This window comes from Streptomyces sp. NPDC054961, assembly GCF_053609145.1.
In genome coordinates, this window is record NZ_JBSGWY010000041.1 from 55,769 (window position 1) to 73,750 (window position 17,982).

The 17,982-nt window shown below is 70.2% G+C and carries 15 protein-coding genes and 1 pseudogene; 4 read left to right on the forward strand and 12 right to left on the reverse strand.

Features of this window, described 5'->3' with window-relative positions; all coding sequences use genetic code 11:
* Window positions 1–1,153: 1,153 nt before the first annotated feature.
* Together ACWF9Z_RS29265 and ACWF9Z_RS29270 are read left to right on the forward strand one after the other, a co-directional pair.
* Window positions 1,154–2,266: a PLP-dependent cysteine synthase family protein gene (locus ACWF9Z_RS29265; RefSeq protein ID WP_453606848.1), complete on the forward strand. Its 1,113-nt coding sequence runs from the start codon at window positions 1,154–1,156 to the stop codon at window positions 2,264–2,266.
* The gene (locus ACWF9Z_RS29270) at window positions 2,263–3,537 is read left to right on the forward strand and encodes an MFS transporter (RefSeq protein WP_453606850.1); all 1,275 of its coding nucleotides are present in this window, start codon (window positions 2,263–2,265) and stop codon (window positions 3,535–3,537) included. Before ACWF9Z_RS29265 ends, ACWF9Z_RS29270 begins: the two co-directional genes overlap by 4 nt.
* A gap of 93 nt (window positions 3,538–3,630) precedes the next feature.
* On the opposite strand, the gene ACWF9Z_RS29275 is transcribed toward ACWF9Z_RS29270, so the two are convergent.
* The 11 genes from ACWF9Z_RS29275 to ACWF9Z_RS29325 form a co-directional block, all read right to left on the reverse strand.
* Window positions 3,631–4,158 carry a GNAT family N-acetyltransferase gene (locus tag ACWF9Z_RS29275; RefSeq protein WP_453606852.1) on the reverse strand — a complete coding sequence of 176 codons (528 nt, stop codon included), beginning with the start codon at window positions 4,156–4,158 and terminating at the stop codon, window positions 3,631–3,633.
* A gap of 70 nt (window positions 4,159–4,228) precedes the next feature.
* Entirely contained in the window at window positions 4,229–5,035 is an 807-nt protein-coding gene (locus ACWF9Z_RS29280) for a CmcI family methyltransferase (RefSeq protein ID WP_453606855.1), read from the reverse strand.
* A 3-nt stretch (window positions 5,036–5,038) separates the two neighbouring features.
* On the reverse strand, window positions 5,039–6,157 hold the full coding sequence (locus tag ACWF9Z_RS29285; protein WP_453606858.1) for a JmjC domain-containing protein: 1,119 nt from the start codon (window positions 6,155–6,157) through the stop codon (window positions 5,039–5,041).
* Window position 6,158: 1 nt separating this feature from the next.
* Window positions 6,159–6,833: a TfuA-like protein gene (locus tag ACWF9Z_RS29290; RefSeq protein WP_453606861.1), complete on the reverse strand. Its 675-nt coding sequence runs from the start codon at window positions 6,831–6,833 to the stop codon at window positions 6,159–6,161.
* A complete protein-coding gene (locus ACWF9Z_RS29295; protein WP_453606864.1) occupies window positions 6,830–8,113 on the reverse strand; it encodes a YcaO-like family protein in 1,284 nt (427 codons plus the stop codon). Before ACWF9Z_RS29295 ends, ACWF9Z_RS29290 begins: the two co-directional genes overlap by 4 nt.
* Window positions 8,110–9,963: a prolyl oligopeptidase family serine peptidase gene (locus tag ACWF9Z_RS29300; RefSeq protein ID WP_453606867.1), complete on the reverse strand. Its 1,854-nt coding sequence runs from the start codon at window positions 9,961–9,963 to the stop codon at window positions 8,110–8,112. The genes ACWF9Z_RS29295 and ACWF9Z_RS29300 overlap by 4 nt, the downstream gene beginning before the upstream one ends.
* The gene (locus ACWF9Z_RS29305; RefSeq protein ID WP_453606870.1) at window positions 9,960–10,775 is read right to left on the reverse strand and encodes a hypothetical protein; all 816 of its coding nucleotides are present in this window, start codon (window positions 10,773–10,775) and stop codon (window positions 9,960–9,962) included. Before ACWF9Z_RS29305 ends, ACWF9Z_RS29300 begins: the two co-directional genes overlap by 4 nt.
* Window positions 10,772–11,620: a JmjC domain-containing protein gene (locus tag ACWF9Z_RS29310; protein ID WP_453606872.1), complete on the reverse strand. Its 849-nt coding sequence runs from the start codon at window positions 11,618–11,620 to the stop codon at window positions 10,772–10,774. The genes ACWF9Z_RS29305 and ACWF9Z_RS29310 overlap by 4 nt, the downstream gene beginning before the upstream one ends.
* A gap of 89 nt (window positions 11,621–11,709) precedes the next feature.
* Window positions 11,710–11,835, reverse strand: coding sequence for a hypothetical protein (locus ACWF9Z_RS29315; protein WP_267088209.1), 126 nt, complete (start codon window positions 11,833–11,835; stop codon window positions 11,710–11,712).
* Between the two features lie 102 nt (window positions 11,836–11,937).
* On the reverse strand, window positions 11,938–12,846 hold the full coding sequence (locus tag ACWF9Z_RS29320) for a transketolase family protein (protein ID WP_453606875.1): 909 nt from the start codon (window positions 12,844–12,846) through the stop codon (window positions 11,938–11,940).
* A gap of 24 nt (window positions 12,847–12,870) precedes the next feature.
* Window positions 12,871–13,596 (reverse strand): transketolase, encoded by a 726-nt coding sequence (locus ACWF9Z_RS29325; RefSeq protein ID WP_453606878.1) that lies wholly within the window; start codon window positions 13,594–13,596, stop codon window positions 12,871–12,873.
* A gap of 203 nt (window positions 13,597–13,799) precedes the next feature.
* Between ACWF9Z_RS29325 and ACWF9Z_RS29330 the strand changes: the two genes are divergently transcribed.
* Together ACWF9Z_RS29330 and ACWF9Z_RS29335 are read left to right on the forward strand one after the other, a co-directional pair.
* The gene (locus ACWF9Z_RS29330) at window positions 13,800–15,020 is read left to right on the forward strand and encodes an MFS transporter (RefSeq protein ID WP_453606880.1); all 1,221 of its coding nucleotides are present in this window, start codon (window positions 13,800–13,802) and stop codon (window positions 15,018–15,020) included.
* A gap of 50 nt (window positions 15,021–15,070) precedes the next feature.
* Complete coding sequence (locus ACWF9Z_RS29335) at window positions 15,071–15,928, forward strand: TIGR03621 family F420-dependent LLM class oxidoreductase (RefSeq protein ID WP_453606882.1); 858 nt, start codon at window positions 15,071–15,073, stop codon at window positions 15,926–15,928.
* 201 nt (window positions 15,929–16,129) lie between these two features.
* On the opposite strand, the pseudogene ACWF9Z_RS29340 reads toward ACWF9Z_RS29335, so the two are convergent.
* Window positions 16,130–16,384, reverse strand: a pseudogene (locus ACWF9Z_RS29340) (transposase); the annotation flags it as partial.
* Between the last annotated feature and the right edge of the window lie 1,598 nt (window positions 16,385–17,982).

The following is a 17,982-nucleotide window of genomic DNA, read 5'->3' on the forward strand; positions in this document are numbered from 1 at the left end:
ACGCGAAGGCGTCGACGTCTCCCATCGCGGCCGCGATGTCCGGCCAGGCCGGGGAGGAGAGGATCGCGTCGCGCACCAAGCCCTCCGGCATCGTGGACTTCAGGAGGTCGGCCCACCGGTCGGTGCCCTCCGCCCTCGTCCGCGCGATGTTCGCGGCGACGGCCTGGTGGACTCCGGCGGTCATGCGGCCATCTGCGGCAGCCCCACGCCACCTTCTACACGCCACCACCAAGACCTGATCACCAGCTACTTCCAACCTCGCGCGGCGCCCGCTCGCGAGCGGGAAGGCCCCTCCCCGGCCAGCAGCGAGCGCACCCAGAGCAACTGAGGCGCCTGCGGCAGGAGAACGCCGACCTGCGCCGGACCCTGCACCTGTACGAAGAGGCCATCCGCCAGCTCGCCCTCGAAAACGACGCCCTCCGCAGGCAAGCACGCGTCATCCCCCTGCCTGGCAATGGCTCTCGACCCGCCAGGCCCTGACCGGATTCCCCGCAGACAGTACGCGCGGGCTCCCACCGGACGCCTGCGGGGCGCGTCACTCGTTCGTGGGTCGCTGGTCGCATCCAAAAGTCACCAAGGGTAGCGTTTCGATCACGATGCGATATCGAGGGTGGTCCTGGCGGAGCGTGAGGCGCGAGCAGTGGCTCGTCGGTCTCCTCCTCGGCACCATGCTGATCTTGTTGCTCGGCGTGTGTGACTCGGCGGGGCATCACCGGCTGGCATCCACCGCGCCGGCGGCCTCGTCCACCCTTCCGGCGGTGCCCGGCACCGGTCTTGGCGACCGGCCGCGCGCGGCGGACCCGGTGGAGGGCGGCTGCCATGGCGGAAGCCGGTCCGTCGAGGAGCACACGGCGAACAAGCCCGACGGCGGTGGGGACCGCGTCGCGGACACGGAGTCAGGATCGAAGCACTCGGGCACGCGGGAAGCGGGGTCGTCCGCGCCACGGGCCGAGGCCGCGGCCCTGACCCGGCCGACTCCGAGAAGTCTGTCGTGCGTGGACCGCAGATGAACGGGCCTGCCCTGCCCCTGTCCTGACACAGGCCGGGGGACGGGCTGCCGCCATCTGCACATTCCTCGGCGCTGTCCGGCAGTCGCCTGCTCCTCCGGGCGCAGGCCGGAAACGTGCGCCCGCACACAGGAAGCCGCACCTTCATGAAGCACCTCAGCTCACCCCTGCCTGCCCACGACCCCAGCCTGCTCTCCGCTGTCGGCTCAACGCCGATGCTGTACGTCGACGAACCCTTCGCCCGCGCTCCGCAGGGCTTCTGGGCCAAGCTCGAAGGCTTCAACCCGGGAGGGATCAAGGACCGCGCGGCCCTGCACATGGTCGCCAGGGCCCGTGAACGCGGCGAGCTGCGGCCCGGCGCCCCGATCGTGGAGTCGACCTCCGGCACGCTCGGGCTCGGTCTCGCCCTGGCCGGTGTCCTCTACGGCCACCCCGTCCACGTGGTCACCGATCCGGGCATGGAACCGATCATGGACAGGCTGCTGGCCGCGCACGGCGCGCAGGTCCATCTCGTGCCCGCGCCGCACCCCACCGGCGGTTGGCAGCAGGCGCGACTCGACAAGGTCGCCGAACTCTGTGCTGAGAATCCGGCCGCGTGGTGCCCGGACCAGTACAACAACCCCGACAATGTCGAGGCCTACGCCCCGCTCGCCGCCGAACTCGCCGAGCGGCTCGACACCATCGACATCCTGGTCTGTGCGGTCGGCACCGGCGGTCATTCCGCGGGCATCGCGCGCGCCCTGCGTCCGCGGATGCCCGGGCTGCAGCTCGTCGGCGTCGACACGATCGGCTCCACCATCTTCGGCCAGCCGGCCCGCACCAGGCTCATGAGGGGCCTGGGGTCCTCCATTCACCCCGGCAACGTCGACTACCCGGCGTTCAGCGAAGTCCACTGGGTCGCACCCGGCGAGGCCGTCTGGGTCGCCCGGGCCCTCGCCTCCCGCCACTACGCGACCGGTGGGTGGAGCGTCGGCGCCGTCGCCCTGGTCGCGGGATGGCTCGCCCGCACCAGCCCCCAGGGGACCCGGATCGTCGCGGTCTTCCCCGACGGTCCCCACCGCTACTTCGACACCGTCTTCAACGACGACTACTGCACCGCGAACAACCTCCTCGGCATCCGACCAGCCCAGGACCCGGACTTCCTCAGGGACCCCGGCGAGCGGGAAGTCACCGCCTGGACGCGCTGCCCCCGCGTCCTCGACCCACTGGATCGCGCCGCCGCCCCGGCCGACACGCCGCAGACGGGAGCCGGCCGGTGACCGGTCTGTGGCGCCAGGCCCGCTCGTTCGACACGGCGGTGCAGCTGCTTCTGATCAACCAGCTCACCATCAACCTCGGCTTCTACATGCTGATGCCCTACCTCGCCGCCCACCTCTCCGGCTCGCTGGCGATGGCGGCCTGGGCGGTCGGCCTTGTCCTCGGCGTCCGCAACCTCTCCCAGCAGGGCATGTTCCTCATCGGCGGCGCCCTCGCCGACCGGCTCGGCTACAAGCCGCTGATCGTCGCCGGCTGCGCACTGCGCACGGCCGGGTTCACCGCCCTGGCGTTCGCCGACTCCCTGGCGACGCTGATCGCCGCCTCCGCGGCCACGGGACTGGCCGGCGCGCTGTTCAACCCCGCGGTGCGGGCCTACCTCGCAGCCGAAGCCGGTGAGCGGCGGGTGGAGGCGTTCGCGCTGTTCAACGTCTTCTACCAGACCGGCATCCTCCTCGGGCCGCTGGTCGGGATGGCCCTGCTCGCTGTGTCGTTTCCCGTGACGTGCCTGGTGGCTGCGGCTCTGTTCGCCGGCCTGACGGTGCTCCAGACCCGCCACCTCCCCGAGCGGAGCGGCGGCCCCGCCGACGAAGGCGTGTCCCTGCGGACGCAGGCGGTAGTCGTCCTCGGCAACAAGCCCTTCTGGCTGTTCGCGGCCGCGATGACCGGCTCCTACATCCTGTCCTTCCAGATCTACCTCGCCCTCCCCCTGGAGACACAGCGGCTGACGGGAGAAGGCCCGGCCGGTACGGTCGCCACGAGCGCACTGTTCGTCGTGTCCGGGTTGGTCGCGCTGCTGGGACAGCTGCGCATCACGGCCTGGTGCAAACGCACCTGGTCGTCGCCGCAATGCCTGGTCGCCGGTCTGCTCCTGATGGGAGCTGCGTTCCTGCCGCCACTGCTTACCTCCTCCCGGCCGCCCGCGACCGGTTGGCCGGCCATGGCACTCGCGGTGCTGCCTCTGCTCGCCTGCGCGGCGGGCCTGGCTCTGGCCACGGCGGTGCTGTACCCGTTCGAGATGGACACCATCGTCGTGCTGGCCCGCGACCGGTGGGTGGCCACGCACTATGGCCTCTACAACACCGTGTGCGGAATCGGCATCACCCTCGGCAATCTCGCCACCGGCGCGGTCCTGGACGCCTCACGGGCCGCAGGAATCGTCTTCGCCCCCTGGGCGCTGCTCGCCGCCGTCGGCGGGCTGTGCGCCGTAGCGGTCGCCGCCCTGGCCCGAGGCGGCCAGCTGCGCGTACCGGAGAAGGAGGCGGTGGCCGCATAGCGGGGAGAGGGGCCGGGGGGCCTTGACCCCGGATTCTGAACACGTTCGCGGCTGCACCGTCACCCTTGTGCCCTGCCTGCACACCGCCTGCCCTCAGTCGCCGAGGATCCGTTCCCACAGCAGGCCGTCCCGCCAGCTCCCGTCGAGGAGGATCGAGGAGTGGGAGACGCCGTACGGGCTGAATCCGTTGCGGCGCAGTACCCGTTGCGATGGCAGGTTCTCCAGGTTGGTGGAGGCCTCGGCGCGGTGCAGGCCGAGTTCGTCCGTCATGACGCGGAGCACGTGGCCAAGGGCGCGTCCGGCGTGCCCTTGGTTCTGGGCGACACTGGCGATCCAGTATCCGACGGAGCCGCGGCGCAGGTGTGGCTGCGGCAGGATGCCTCCGACGGTGACCTGGCCGATCACTCGGTCGCCGGCGAGCACCACACCCGGCCAGACGGTGCCGGCCCGGTGTCCGGCGAGCAGGCCGTCGATCCGCTCTGCCTGGCCCTCCGGGGTGAAGAAGTCGGCGGGTTGTGCCGGTTCCCACCGTCGGAAGGCCTCGACGTCCCGCATCCGGTGGGCGGCGATCGGGGCGGCGTCGGCGGGCTCGATCAAGCGGATCGCGGTACTGGTGTGCATGGGTCGGTCCTTGTCGCGGTGCAGGGGATGAGATGGTCGGGCCAGGGGAGGGCGCACATGTTGGCGCGCCCTACACCCGCCGCAGGATCGAGTCGATCGCGCAGCTCGAGTTCTCGCCGAACAGGTCCAGATACCGGGTGTCGAGCTGGTATCGGTGCGGACTGCTGCGGAGGAACTCACGGAGGGTGGCCCTTTTGGCCAGGCTGTCCTCGACCAAGAGGTAGTCGCCGGAGGTCAGCCGGGCATCGAAGAAGTCGAGCACGGCCCGGACGTGTGCGTGGGCGTCCTCGATCACCAGCCAGGGCCTGGGCAGGTCATCGGAGTCGGTGAGGACCTCGTCGAGACGTCCGACGTCCCCGGTCCGAAACCGCACCCGGTCGTCCGCCAGGTCCACCGGAGTGCGATCGATCGAGATGATTTCCGGTCGCTGGCCGTGCGCCGCTGCGACGTCGGCCAGCCAGAGAGCGCTCCCGCCGCTGCCAGAGCCGAGTTCGATGATCGTGCCCGGGACCAGCTCGGCGATCAGCATCGGATAAGCGGCCAGGTCGAACACCGTCTTGTACAGAGGCCGACCGGCCCACATGAGGTGATCGGTGACGCCCTGGGTGGCGACGAAGTTTGGGACCGGGAATGCGAGGGCCGCGAGCACCTCCCGGTCGGATCGATCGAGGCGCGGCAGCGGGTCCCGGTACCGGTCACCCGTCAGCAGCGCGAGGTACTCGGTCAGTTCGTCGGACCGGCCGGTGCGCCGGGCCTCGGTCACCGCACCCCGGATGTGGTGGTCGTGGTAGGTGGAGATGCCGCCCTGCCGCTTGACCTTCGCGGCCACGAGGCGCTCGGCGGTCTCGGCGAGCCCGTTGACGTCGACTTTGTCCATGGGTCAGCGTCCCGGGCAGGGTGCGGCACAGACCAACCTGGCGTCGACCAGGAGGTCGAGCAGTGCCTGGTCCGCGTCCAGCTCGGTCAGGGTGAAGCCGTCGGTCCGGACCGACACGGCACGCCATAGGGCTTCCTGGCCGGGCTCCAGGGTGATCAGCCGGTCGGCCGTTCGCAACCGGGCCCCGTCCGAATGCAGGACCCCCTCCGGATGGGCGTGGAACCGCACAGCCCGGTCTTCGCCGATCACCGACGACACCGGACGGGCGGGGAGCGGGGCGAACTGATCCAGCCGCGCACCGACCACCCGGGTCGCGACCGTCTCCGGGGCCAGCTTGGCGATCATGTCGGCGATCTCTCCCCTCGCATCGGCCACCGTGGCCTCGGTGCGCGTACCGTCCCGGAACGCGCCCGGGGGTAGTTCCCGGGCCAGCCCGGGATCACGCAGAACCTCGGCCAACAGGGCGCGCAGCACGGCATCCAGCTTCGTGGCCCAGACGGTGAAGGTCAGGTGCAGGCTCGGCTCCGAGCCGCTGCTCCCGCTGTGCCACCACCCCCGAGGTATCCACAGCACGTCACCCTCTGCCAGGACCACTTCCACGTCGGCCGGATCCTTCGCCGGGTCGTGGTCCGGCGCCCACAGTCGCCACGACTTGCTGCCCGAGACCTGGGTCAGCCAGGCGTGGTAGGGGTCGTGGTGGGCGCCGAAGCCCTGCTCCGCGCGAGGTGTCAGGTAGGCGTTGACGAACACCGGATGCCCGATGTCGGCCGCCAGGCGTCGGCAGGTGTCCGCCAACGGCGGCCAGAACCGCTGCAACCCCTGGAGCACGAGCGTCGCCCCGTCGGCCAGTTCGGCGCCGATCCGGACCGGGTCGGCCAGCCCCTGGACGGCCTGCGACGTGTGTCGTTCCGGCCGGGTCACCCGCTCCGCCGGTACCAACTGGTGGTTGCGGGCCAGCCGGAACGCCGGTGCCTGCAGTCCCTGGTCGTTGAGGATCGTGTCCAGCGCCGACCAGGTCAGTGTGGTCCGCAACTCGGAGGCGGTGTCCACCCGGTGGTAGGGCGTGGCGGGCCATTCGTCGGTGAACCAGGCCGGGTCGCCGAGCGCGTCAAGGACGCTCATGTCAGTTCTCCTCTCCGAGTACGGCGCGTACCGCTTCGAGCGCGTCGAGCCGCTTGCGGTCCCAGGTGTCCCGGCGGTCTTCGGCCAGTTCCGGTTCGAGGACCTTGACGACGGCGGCCGGCAGCCGGTCCTTCCACCGCCGGAGCAGGAGGGAAGGCCGCCGGTCCCGGAAGTGCAGGCCGTGGGCCACGCGCAGGGCGCGTCGGGCGTCTTCGGCGGACAGCTCCGTTCGGCTCAGCAACCAGCGGACGTTCGCCAACGGCACGGTCACGGGGGAGTAGTCCTCCGGGTCGTACAGGAGTGCCACGTCCCCGTCGGACTCGATGGCGCCGGACAGGTACTGCTCGTACACCCAGCCGCTGCCCGTCATGCCCAGGGTCCGGCACTCGACGGCCCGGAGCGCGCCCATCGACGAGGCGCCGGCGAGAGGCTGCCCGGAGGCCAGGACCGAGCGGATCTCGGTGATGCTCACCGCGAGGTTCTGGCCGAACTCGCCGTCCAGGATCAGCACCCGGTCGGTGCCGCCGGCGTCGACCACCTCGACCAGGTCGAGGCGGCGCACCGGGGGCCGCACGTCCAGGTCGTGCCCTGTCCTCGTGGCGAGTGCCCGCAGATCGACCAGGTCGGCGGGGCGCAGGGAGGGCCCGGTGAACAGGATCATGCTGGTGCGGGTCATCGCAGGGACCTCGCCAATCCGGCTCCGACCATCGCGGCGTGCAGTCTGGTGCCGAGCCGGGCCGGGTCGTTGTGGTGGTTCTCGATGCCGGGCACGACGACTTGGGTCACGGAGAACGGCAGGTCGGGCGGTGCGAGTTCGGTGGCGAACACGAGATCCAATCCGGCCGTCCCGAGTCCGTCGAGCACCAGTCGGAGGTCTCCCTCCACCCTGCCGGTGGTGCTGTTCGGCAGCTCGCCGAAGTCCAGCTCGGAGCGGCCGGCGCTCCAGGTGTGCAGCATCTTGCGCATCTCTTCGTAGGAGGCGTGTCGGCGGTGTACCTGGCCGTTGAGGTCCTCGCGAGCTCCGGAGATCACGTTCAGTCGGGACTGCGCGGCTTCGGTGAGTGCTCGGCTGAGCGCCACGGTGGGGTCGGGATGACAGCCGGCGCCGCCGTTGATCAGGAGGCCGTCCTCCGAGTGGGTGTCGTCGGTCGTGACGAAGACGGTCGGTATGCCGATCTCGTTGACGTAGCCGAACACCTGTACCTGAATTCCGGCCCCTTCGAACCGGGCGACGAGCTCCTGCGCCTCGGCCGGCAACGTGCCCGGCCTGATCCGGTGGCCGCCCCGCAGCGTCTCGCCGAACGCGGTGCAGTCGTGCTCGACAAGTTCCAGCAGGCCGTGCAGCAGTGCCTCGCGCGGGCTGTTGCCCGAGGCCAGGCCGATGGTGTTCGAGGAGAACATCCCGTACTTGTCCGGGAACGGGGTGAACACCGCCAGCGCTGGGATGAGTACCTCGGTGTCGGAGCGCAACTCGCGCGCCGGCCACCAGGACAGCGGCTGCCGCTCGGTCCAGCGGTGGCCGCGCCGGAGGATCAGCCGCCGGGGGTCGAGCGTCGGCCGACCGGCCGCGACGAGTTCGGCGTAGCTCGCGCGGAGCGGCGGTTCTGCGGCCCGGGGCTCGCACCAGGTGCGTTCGATCGCCTCCATCATCGCCGAGACCCGTGCGGCCGTCGTGGTCGTGCCCTTGCCGCTGGTGACCGTGTTGAGGCCGGGGGCGGCGTCGGGACGGCAACTGTTGAACACCGGGATGCCGAGCACGTCCAGGTCGGTCACGTCGGCGATTCGGGTGATGCCGCACCGGTCGAGTACCGCGCCAGCCAAGTCCGCGGTCGCCTCCAGGGTGCGGATCCGCAGCGAGGTGCCGCCCGCGGTGGTCGCGTCGGCCGTGGTCGGCGGGAGCCAGTGCTCGCGGCCGAGACTGATCCGCGGGGTGAGCGTGGTCGTGGTGGTCGTCATGCTGCCAGCACCTCCGCGCAGGCCGCGCGGACCCAGTCGTACCAAGCGGTCACGTTGGCGGCACGCTCGATGCTATGGCCTTCGTCGGGAAGCAGCATGAGCCGTACGTCGACCTTCCTGGTGTCCAGGGCCCGGTACATGGCCCGGGCCTCGCCGACCGGGACGTGCTGGTCCGCGCAGCCGTGCGAGAGCAACACGGTGACTCCCGAATCGATGCCGTCCAGTGCGAGGCTCTCCCTGCGGTACGCCTCGGACTCCTCGACCGGCCCGTACTCCCGAAGCCAGTGCCAGTGCAGGTCGCTGGCGCGGGCCACGGCGGCGAAGTCCGACCAGCCGGCGTGACTGGCGACGAGCCGGATCTCGGGCAACCGGGTGGCCAGGGCCAGGGCGAGGTAGCCGCCGAAGCTGCCGCCCATCGCGGCGACGCGCCGTGCGTCCAGGTCAGGTCGCCGGAGCGCCGCGCGGATCTGTTCGGCGGCGACCGAGGCCACCTCGGAACTCCACCGGCCCCAGCCCCGCTCGACCGTCTCCTGTCCGTACCCCATGGACAGAGGAGGATCAGGCATCAGCACGGCATGGCCCTCCGCGACGAACGGCCACGGATTCCACCGCCACGACCAGTCGATCCAGCTCAACAAGGGGCCGCCATGGCACCAGACGAGTACCGGCAGCGGCTCGGCCGGTTCGTCGGCGGGCAGGCACAGCCAGCTGTGCCACACCGTGCCGTCCTCGGCGCGATGGCTGAGTCGTTCCATGCGTCCGGCCGGCCGGGCGGCGGCCGCCGGGGTCAGCAGGGTGCGCGCGGAGGGTCCGACCAGGTCCACGGCGACCACTTCGGGGGGCAGGTCCACCCGGGACTGTACGACCAATGCCTCGCCCGCGGTGACGGTGACGGACCCCACGGATCCGGACAGCTCGACGGGCTCGGGACGGTCGCCCTCCGGTAGCACCGTGTACAGACGCCGCCGGCCGTGGTCCTCGCCGACGCAGAGCAGGGTGTGCCCGGACCAAGCCCTCGGCTGGAGCCAGTGCGGGTGACGGGCGGCGGGCCGCAACAGCCGGGAGCCGTCCGACGCCACCAGCACCACGCCCTGGCGCGGTCCGATCCCCGGGGCGGCCACCCGCTCCTCCGTGCAGGCGAACCAGGAACCGTCCGGGGACGGCACGGCGTCCCGCAGATCTCCGCCCGGCCACACCGGCTGCGCGGAGGCCGGGTCCGCCACGGGGATGAGCAGCAGACCGTGACGGCGGTGGCCGCCGGGCAGGAAGCGGACCACGCCGGCCGCGCACCGGCTGCCGTCCGGGGTCAGTGACAACAGTCCAGTGAGCCGTTCGTTCGGAGCCAGCGTGACGTCGAGTGGTTCCGGCACCCCGGATTCGAGGGATGTCAGGAGCAGGCCGAGCACCTCACCGGCGGCCTGGTAGCCGGAGCGCGGCCAGAGGTCGCCGTCCAGGAGGACGGCGGTTCGGTGTGGATCGGCCCGGTCGACGGGCACCCAGGCCGCCGCGACGACCACGGAGCCGCCGGCGGAGTAGGACACCACGTCGCGGCCCGGACTCAGCACGAGTTCCGTCTCGGCGCCGGGCCGGTGCCGGCGCAGGCTCCGGCCGTTGCCCGCCTTGGTGTCGGAGAGGAACAGATACCCGTCGTCGAGCACGGTCACCGCGGAGGCCCCGGCGTAGGCGTGTGCCAGGGTGAGGTCGCCGTCCGGCCCAGGGGCGTAGCCGAGGACGAACGGCACCGGATACGGCCGGTCGGGTCGGGTCATCCTGGCCTCCAGCACCAGGCCGTCCCCGAGCCGGTGCGCGGTCTCCGCGCGGACCTGGCCGAGCAAGACGTCCGGTTTCATGTCCGGCCGCCGCGGCGTGGGCCGACCGCGGCCCGGTCCACCAGCGCCGCGGGGTCCAGGTCGGCCAGTGCCTTGCCCAGTTCCGTACGCAGCCAAGCGGTCTTCTGAGCCGGAGTGAGGAAGTGGTGGGTCCCGGCGATCTCGGTGGCCGCCGGGCCGTCGAGGAACTCGGCGATGATCAGGCCGGCCAGCTCCGCGCCGGTCGGCTCTTCGATGGTCACAGTGAGGTGGAACGATCCGTCCGGGCCGGCCTCGCAGCCGGTGTCCTGCGCACCGGGCAGGTACAGCACATCGCCGGGAACGAGTCCGATCGCCGGGCCGGAGGGCGGCGTCCAGTGCGACTCGCCGTCGAGCTGGAAGTGCAGTGCGTGCTGATCCGTAGTGTGCTCCGAAGACGCGCTCGCGCCGGGCGGAGTCAGGAAGACCGCCGACCGCGCCCCGCCCCGCAGGTCCGCCCGCAACGCGTCCAACAGGCCGCGGATGCCGATGTGCCAGTCCTCGGGCTGATTGAGGGTGATCACCCGCCCTGACGCGTACTTCGCGCGCACCGCATCCGGATCGGCGTAGGCGGGCAATGCCCGGCCCAACACCTCGCGGGTCGTGGTGATGCCCTGCGTGGTCGCGCCGCCGCCGACCTCGCGGAGCATGCTGAAGTACGGTGCGACCAGCAGCCCGCACTCGACCATGTCCCAGGCGGCGGCGCGTACGAGCAGGTCCGGCCCGGCCTCGTACCGGAAGACTTCCGGCCGCCGCGCCCATGTCTCGGCGGCGAAGGAGTCGACATCTCCGACGATGTCGGCCAGTAGCGTCATCGGATCGTCCTGTTCCGCATGCGTTCGACGGCCGCGCCGACAAGGGCGTCCGGGTCGGCCAAGTCCAGGTGGTTCAGCAGCGCCTCCGCCACGGCCGCCGCCCGGTCCTCCAGGGGCAGGGCAGGGTCGACCCTCGGCTGTTCGAAGGTCGCCATCAGGGCCCCGGCCAGGTCCCGTGGGGTCGGCTCGGTGATGGTGAAGGTCAGATGCAGGGAAGTGCCGCCCCGGGCGGTGGCCACGTGAGGGAAGCCATGGGGCAGGTACAGGACGTCGCCGGGTTCCATCACGAAAGTGTGCGAGCGGCTGTCGGCGTCCACGTTCAGCCCCGGACGCGCGTCGATCTGGTCGGGGGCGTCGTAGATCGTCCACTCCTTGGCACCGGCGAGCTGGAGCGCCAGCACGTGCGAGCCGTCCCGGTGGGGGAGCATCCCGGTGTTGTCACAGGGGGTGTAGAAGACGTAGGCCTTGAGTTCGGCGGCGATCCGCGTCTCCAGGGCGCGCATCAGAGTGCGGATCGGAAGGTGCCAGTCTTCGAGCTGGCTGAACTTCATGGTGGCGCCGGCGGCGAGGTGCGACCGGACCTTTTCGGGATCGGCGAACGATCCGACGCGTTGGCCGAGCACGTACCGGGATCGGGTGAAGTCACCGATCGCGGGCTGGTTGCCCTCGCGCATCAGGGTGAAATAGGGCCAGCGCAGGAGGCCGGCGTCGAGCTGGGCCTGGATGGCGTGCTCGTCGATCAGGCCGTCCGGCGGGGCCGCCTTGGGGAACAAGCCGAACTTCTTGTTCCAGTAGGTGCCCAACAGGTCCACGTCGTCGATCAGTCGGACCAGCGGATGTTCCATGACCACAGCCGTCCCTCTTGGTCGGATCCGGACCAACTCTGGGACCGCCGAAGCGGTTCCCAGAATTGGATCACCGAAGACCTGTGTGCTTAGGCCTCGTTGATGTTCTCGATCACCATGGGGCGGGAGTGGTCCGAGAGCTCGTCGATCTCCGCGTTCGCTTCCGCGATGAGCAGTTCAGCCTCGGTCGCCCGGAGCTTGTCGTCAAAAGACATGCCAACTCCTTCTGGTTTGAGATGGTTCCAGCGCGTTTGCACCGGATGAAGCATCGACGGTACGTCGATCTGGATCATTCCGATAGGGCATCTGCCCGCCAACTAATGCATATATCCAAGGAATTCGGCCATTGTGCGGCGCAAACCCGCCGCCCCGAGACCGTGTGCGATCGCGTGCTGACGTGGAGTGCCGTAGTGGCGCAATTCGTCCAGGCCCACGCCGAGGGACAGCGTTCGATGAGCCCGGTCGGGCAGGGCGCGGGCGACTTCGGCGGCGGAGGTACCCGCGAGATAGGGCTCGACGAGCACGACGTTGGCCTCCGACTGGTCGGCCACCGCGGCCCGCAGCGCCGCCGCGTCGAAGGGCCGGACGGTCGACGCGTACAGCACGGTCACGTCCAGCGGCCCGGTCGCCTCCAGTACGGCGTCGGCCAGCGGCCCGACCGCGATCACGGTGCCCCGCCCGCCCTCGCGCAGCACCCGGAACCCGTTCCCGTCCGGGTGGTAGGCGTTCTCGTTGGCCTGGTTGGACAGGCGGATGTAGACCAGTCCGCTCCCGGCCGCGGCCCGGCGCAGCTGTGCCTCCACCTCGTCGGGATGACCCGGAACGTGGATCGTCCAATCGGGCAGGGTGGCCAGCAGCGCCACGTCTCCGGGGGACTGGTGGGTCCGCCCACCGCTGGCGATGTCGTAGGACCCGCCCGCGCTGACCAGCACCGCGCCCACGTCCTGGTGGTTCAGGTCGAGTTTGATCTGCTCGAACGGCCGCTCGATGAGGAACGGCGCGAAGCTGTGCGCGATGGGTCGCAACCCGGCCAGGGCCAGGCCGCCGGACACGCTGATCAGTAACTGTTCGCGGATGCCCAGATTGATCACCCGATCCGGATGCTCGCCGGAGGCCCGGCCGAACATCTTGGCGCTCAGGTCGGCTGTGACCAGCGCGAGGTTCTCGTGTTCGGCGAGCAGTTCGGTCGTGACCTCGACGAACCGCTCTCGCATCTGCCCGGCCATGGCTTCTCCTCCTCGGTTGTGCGGTCAGTGGCTGGGGGTGTATTCGACCTCGGCGACCACCACAGAGGGGCGACCCGGATGAGGTGCGTTGAACGCCGCTTCGAGTTCGGTGTGGCAGCGCCCGTCGACCCGCGCCGTCGCCCAGCCCTCCACGGCGAAGCGGGTCTCCAGTCCGCCGGGCCAGCCCTGGGTCGCGTTGCCGTTGTCGATCACGACGACGTTGAGCTGCTCGAGCCGGCTCCGGCCGGCGTAGGCGATGGCCTCGTGGTTGGAGCCCTCGTCGAGTTCGCCGTCGCCGAGCAGTACCCACAGCCGAGGTGACGTCAGGCCGCGCGCCCGCAGGCCCAGCACGGTGCCCACGGCCAACGGGAGACCGTGGCCGAGAGACCCGCTGGAGATCTCCACCCCCGGTATGAGCAACCGGTCCGGGTGGTGGCCGAGCGATGCGTGGTAGGTGCCGAACCGGTCGAACTCGGCCGGATCGAGGAAGCCCTTCGCGGCCAGCACCGCGTAATAGGCCATGGGACCGTGCCCCTTCGACAGGTAGAACCGGTCGCGGTCGTCCGCCATGTCGGGCCCGACCCGCAGCACCCGGTCGTAGAGCACCCAGAGCACATCCAGGGTGGAAGACGCCGCCTCGGCATGCTTCTCGTCCCCGGTCATCGAAGCCATCAAGCGGTACAGGTCGTCGTAGACCAGCCCTGTCATCACACCACCTACTTCCCCAACTCCGGTCAGAGGCGCGAACATACACGACCGTCGATCTTCACCGGCCGTCACTCACGGACCGTGACGGGAGGGCTCGGGGCCACTGCCGTGTCGTCGATCATTGGTCTAGGGTGGGCGGCCATGAGGCATTGGTGGGTGTACGACGAACGAATACCGCCGGGGGAGACGACGCGGGTGTTCGAGAGGCTGATTCGGCAGGGGAAGGTTCCCGGGGGACGGACGGCGTGATCACCTCCTTCGTTCGTAGCAACTACGCCTCGCTGCGCGGCCCGGCCGCCCCCCTGGCGGTGCTGCACCTGCTCGACAGCGTCGGCAACGGCCTGTTCCTGGCCAGTTCGACCGTCTACTTCGTCGTGGTCGCCGGGTTGCCCACCACTCAGGTCGGGATCGGGCTGTCCGTGGCAGGGCTCACGGGATTCTTCTCCAGTGTCCTGATGGGGCGGGCAGCCGACAGGTCCGGTGCCCGGCGCATGCTGCTGATCAGCATGCTGGCCCTCGCCGGTGTCTACTGCATCTACCCGATGGTCGACTCGGCGCCCACGTTCTTCGTGGTGGTGGCCCTGGTAGGCGCCCTCGAATGGGGCAGCGGTCCGCTGTTCCACACCTTGGTCATGGACCTGGTCCCGGAATCCGACCGTGTCACCGCACGGGCCGCGCTCCGTTCGGTGTTCAACGTCGGCTTCTCCGCGGGCGCGCTCATCGCCGCGGGGCTGATCGGCATCGGCGGTGCGGCCATGCAGGCACTGCCGCTCGGCAACGCCCTGTCCTTCGTGCTTGCCGCACTGGTGGTCGTCAGGCTGCCGGTCACCAGCCCCGGGCCGCCACCCGAACGCGCCTCACGGTTCAGGGCGCTGCGTGACGTCCCGTTCCTCGGTGTGATCGGCGTGTCGACCCTGCTCGCCCTCAACGGCACCGTGCTCGCGGTGGGTGTACCGCTGTGGATCCTCAGTGTCGACGGCGTACCGCGCAGCGTGATCCCGCTGGTGTTCATCCTGAACACCGTGCTGGTGGTCCTGTTGCAGGTCCGGGCCGCCCGGGGCTCGGACGACTTGGGCGGCGCTGTCGCCGCCGCCCGCCGATCCGGGCTGGTGAGCGCGGCGGCCTGCCTCGTCATGGTCCTCGGTGGTCTCATCGGGTCCTGGGCGACCGTCGGCATCGCGGTGGTCGCCGTCCTGCTGATCACCGCCGGCGAGCTGTGGCAGTCCGCCGGCGCGTTCGGCATCGGCTACGGGCTGGCGCCAGACACCGCCCGGGGTGAGTACCTGGGCGCGTTCCACCTCAGGATGGTCGCGCAGGCCACACTCGGGCCGGCCGCGGTGGCCTGGTTCGCGACCGACCTCGCGCCCTACGGCTGGGCGATCGTGGCGACGGCGCTCCTCGCCGGGGCAGTGCTGATCGGCCCGGCGGTCCGCCGGGCCGAACGCGACCGGGCCACCGCCGTCTGAGCCTCCCCACACTCAAGGACAGGAGCTGTGCGATGAATATGCGGTTCGGCGTGAGTTTCTGGAAGCTGGAAGACCGGGCCTCCTGGATGGAGAAGTCCCGACGTGCCGAGGACCTCGGCTACCACGTGATCACCGTGCCCGACCACATCGACATGCCGTCGCCCTTCCCGGCGTGCGTTCTGGCTGCCGAGGCGACCAGGAGCGTCCGGGTCGGCACGTTCGTGAGCAACACCTCGTTCTACAGCCCGGCACTGTTCGCCCGGGACGTCGTCACCACCGCCCAGCTCACCGGAGGACGGCTGGAGGTCGGCCTCGGCGCGGGGTGGAAGAAGAAGGAGTTCGACCAGGCCGGAATCCCGTTCGAGGCGGCGGGCAAGCGCGTCGACCGACTCGTCGAGACCCTGGATGAGGTCAACCGGGCCTGGAACGCCGCCTGGCCGGGCCCCGGCGTCGCGTCCGACCGGCCACCCCTGATGATCGGCGGAAACGGTGACCGGGTACTGAGACTGGCCGCCAGGCACGCCGACACCGTGTCGTTCGCCGGCACCGGATTCGACCCGCAGGGTCGGGGGATGCAGTTCCTCACCGATCGGCAGATGGACGACCGGGTGGCAGTGGTCGATGCGGAACTACGCGCATCCGACCGGGACACCGTGCATCGAAACATCATCGTGCTGCGCACTCAGGTGACGGATGACCGCGCGGCCGCTCGGGAGGACTACTCCCGGTTCCTGCGGGGCACGCTGAGCCCCGAACAGGTCGGTGAAGTACCCGCCGTGCTGATCGGGAGCCCGGAACAGATCGCCGAGCAACTCATCGCCCGTCGGGAACGGTTCGGGTTCGACTACGTCACCGTGCAGGAGTCGGCGCTCGACACCTTCGCCAAGGTGATAGCGCTGCTCCGCTGACGCGGGCCCGGAGTCGACGAGGGAAGCCGTGACGGCGCAGCGGACGTGCGCTACGGATCCTCGCCACGCACTTCGCGCTGCCGCTGGACCTCACCTGACCGTCCTGCGGGGCAGGACGGTCAGGTGTTACCCACCCAGGGGGATCCGCGGCGAACCTTCAGGCTCCACTTCTCCGCGGTGCGAACCCCGATCAGGCCGGGCGGCCTCGTTGGGGTTGGCCCAGGACGCGTAGGTGGGTGTGAAGCACAGCTCGACCTTGTTCTTCGCGGCCCACCTGCGGATCTTCCAGTTCAGGTGGGCGGAGAGGTTGTCGAGGATCACGTAGATCGGGGCGCCGTCCGGACGGGCGGCGCCGATCGTTCGCAAGGCGGCCCAGGTGTGGTCGATGCCCTTGCGGCGCCGGTTGATCCCCCACAGCTTGTCGTCGCCGACGGAGTAGCAGCCGTGGGCCAGGGTGGCGAGTACGCCGGGGCCGTCCTGGTCGCCGTGGACGTCGAGATCCAGCGCGACAACATGGGAGGCCCGGCAGCCAAATGCCGACTCCTTGCCCGGTGAGGAGCTCGGGCAGCCGCTCGAGGAGCCGGGTGGCCTGGAGTTGCCACCCGGCTTCGGGGATACGGCCGCCGAGCGGGAGCGGGAAGACGGCCAGGCCCCGGTCGATCGTCTTGCGCGCGGCGGTGAGGACCTCGCGGTCGAGAAGGTTCACGCGGCGGCCTCATCCTCGTCGCAGTCGCAGACGCACTCCTCGTACAGCTCGACGCGCCGGCGCGGGCCTCGCACACAAGGAGGGGAACGTCAGTGGATCCTGCGATTCGAGCGGCGTGGCACGCCTGGCGCACCAAGCACAAGCCCTGGTCTGACGAGTACACCTGGCCGGGTGGGGGTGGGACGGTCTGGTTCTGTGACTGCGAAGAGCAGTTCTGGCCGAAGGAGGCATGGAGGTCCTCGGAGACTGGCGCGCCCATACCGTCCGCCGGGAGCGGCCCATGAAGTAACCGAGCCCTCCGGGAGTTCTGCAGGCCGACCGCTTCCGCCTCCTCAGATGAACTGATCGCCTCCCACCTTGCGGGCGACCGCATAGAGTCCCGGATCATGGACGTAAATGGAGATGCCGGAGACGTCGGCGGAGACTCATCCCAAGAGATGTATGAGGTCGGACCGCTGACGTACCGCCAGGGGTACGTATCTGTGTGGTTCAAGAGCTTCGGCACTAGAGCGGAAGCGCTCATGAACGACCATGCGGTTGTCGGTGTGTACACCGGTACGCCGGAGAAGCGGGGAGAACAACTGTTCCGGGCCTGGGTGGAAGCGGAGGAGCTTCCCGCAGTCTTGGGCCACTGGGCCAACGTCCTGCGGTGAGGACTGATTCCGCCCCCTTGGTCATCGGACCGCGGTGCGCCCGCAGATGTCGGCCGGAGCCGGACAGGAACCTTGCAGGCCCCTCGTGGTGCCCCGATGTACATGAACGATGTACTTCTCAGCATGGTGCCCGGCGCGGCCGGTGCCGTGATTCTCCTGTTCCTCGGAGCGTGGGAGAGCGACAGGCGAACCCAACGGACGGAGGCCCGCAAGGAAGCCGCGGCGGACCCACAGGCCGACGCCCGCCCAATTCCCGGCCGTCCGTATCTCGATCTGAGCGATCTCTTGCTGCACGGCCGCTGGGAGCCCAGGAACGTGAGGCACGGACCTCCAGTGAGGCCGATGGCTGACGAGCAGCCGCAGGTCATGGGGCCGCTTGTGCGGCATGTGCGTCTTTTTTCGCAGGTCAAGCAGGCTGATTGCAGGTCAGGCTAGCAACCGGGCCGCCTTCGGGCCACCCGTCCTTCCTCCGCAAACAGGCGGCCTGGTGCCCGGCCGCTCGTGGCCGGCACCAGGCCTATGTGCGTGTTGTCAGCCGCCGATGATCGAGAAACCGATCACCACGCCCGCCGTGACACTGATCTTGCCGGGGGGGGGGGGGCCCCCCCCCCCCCGCCCCCGCGCCGGGGGGGGCCCCCGGGCTGAGTTCTGCAACTGCTAGGGCTCGACGTCGTTTATGTGGAGGGAGGGGCGGA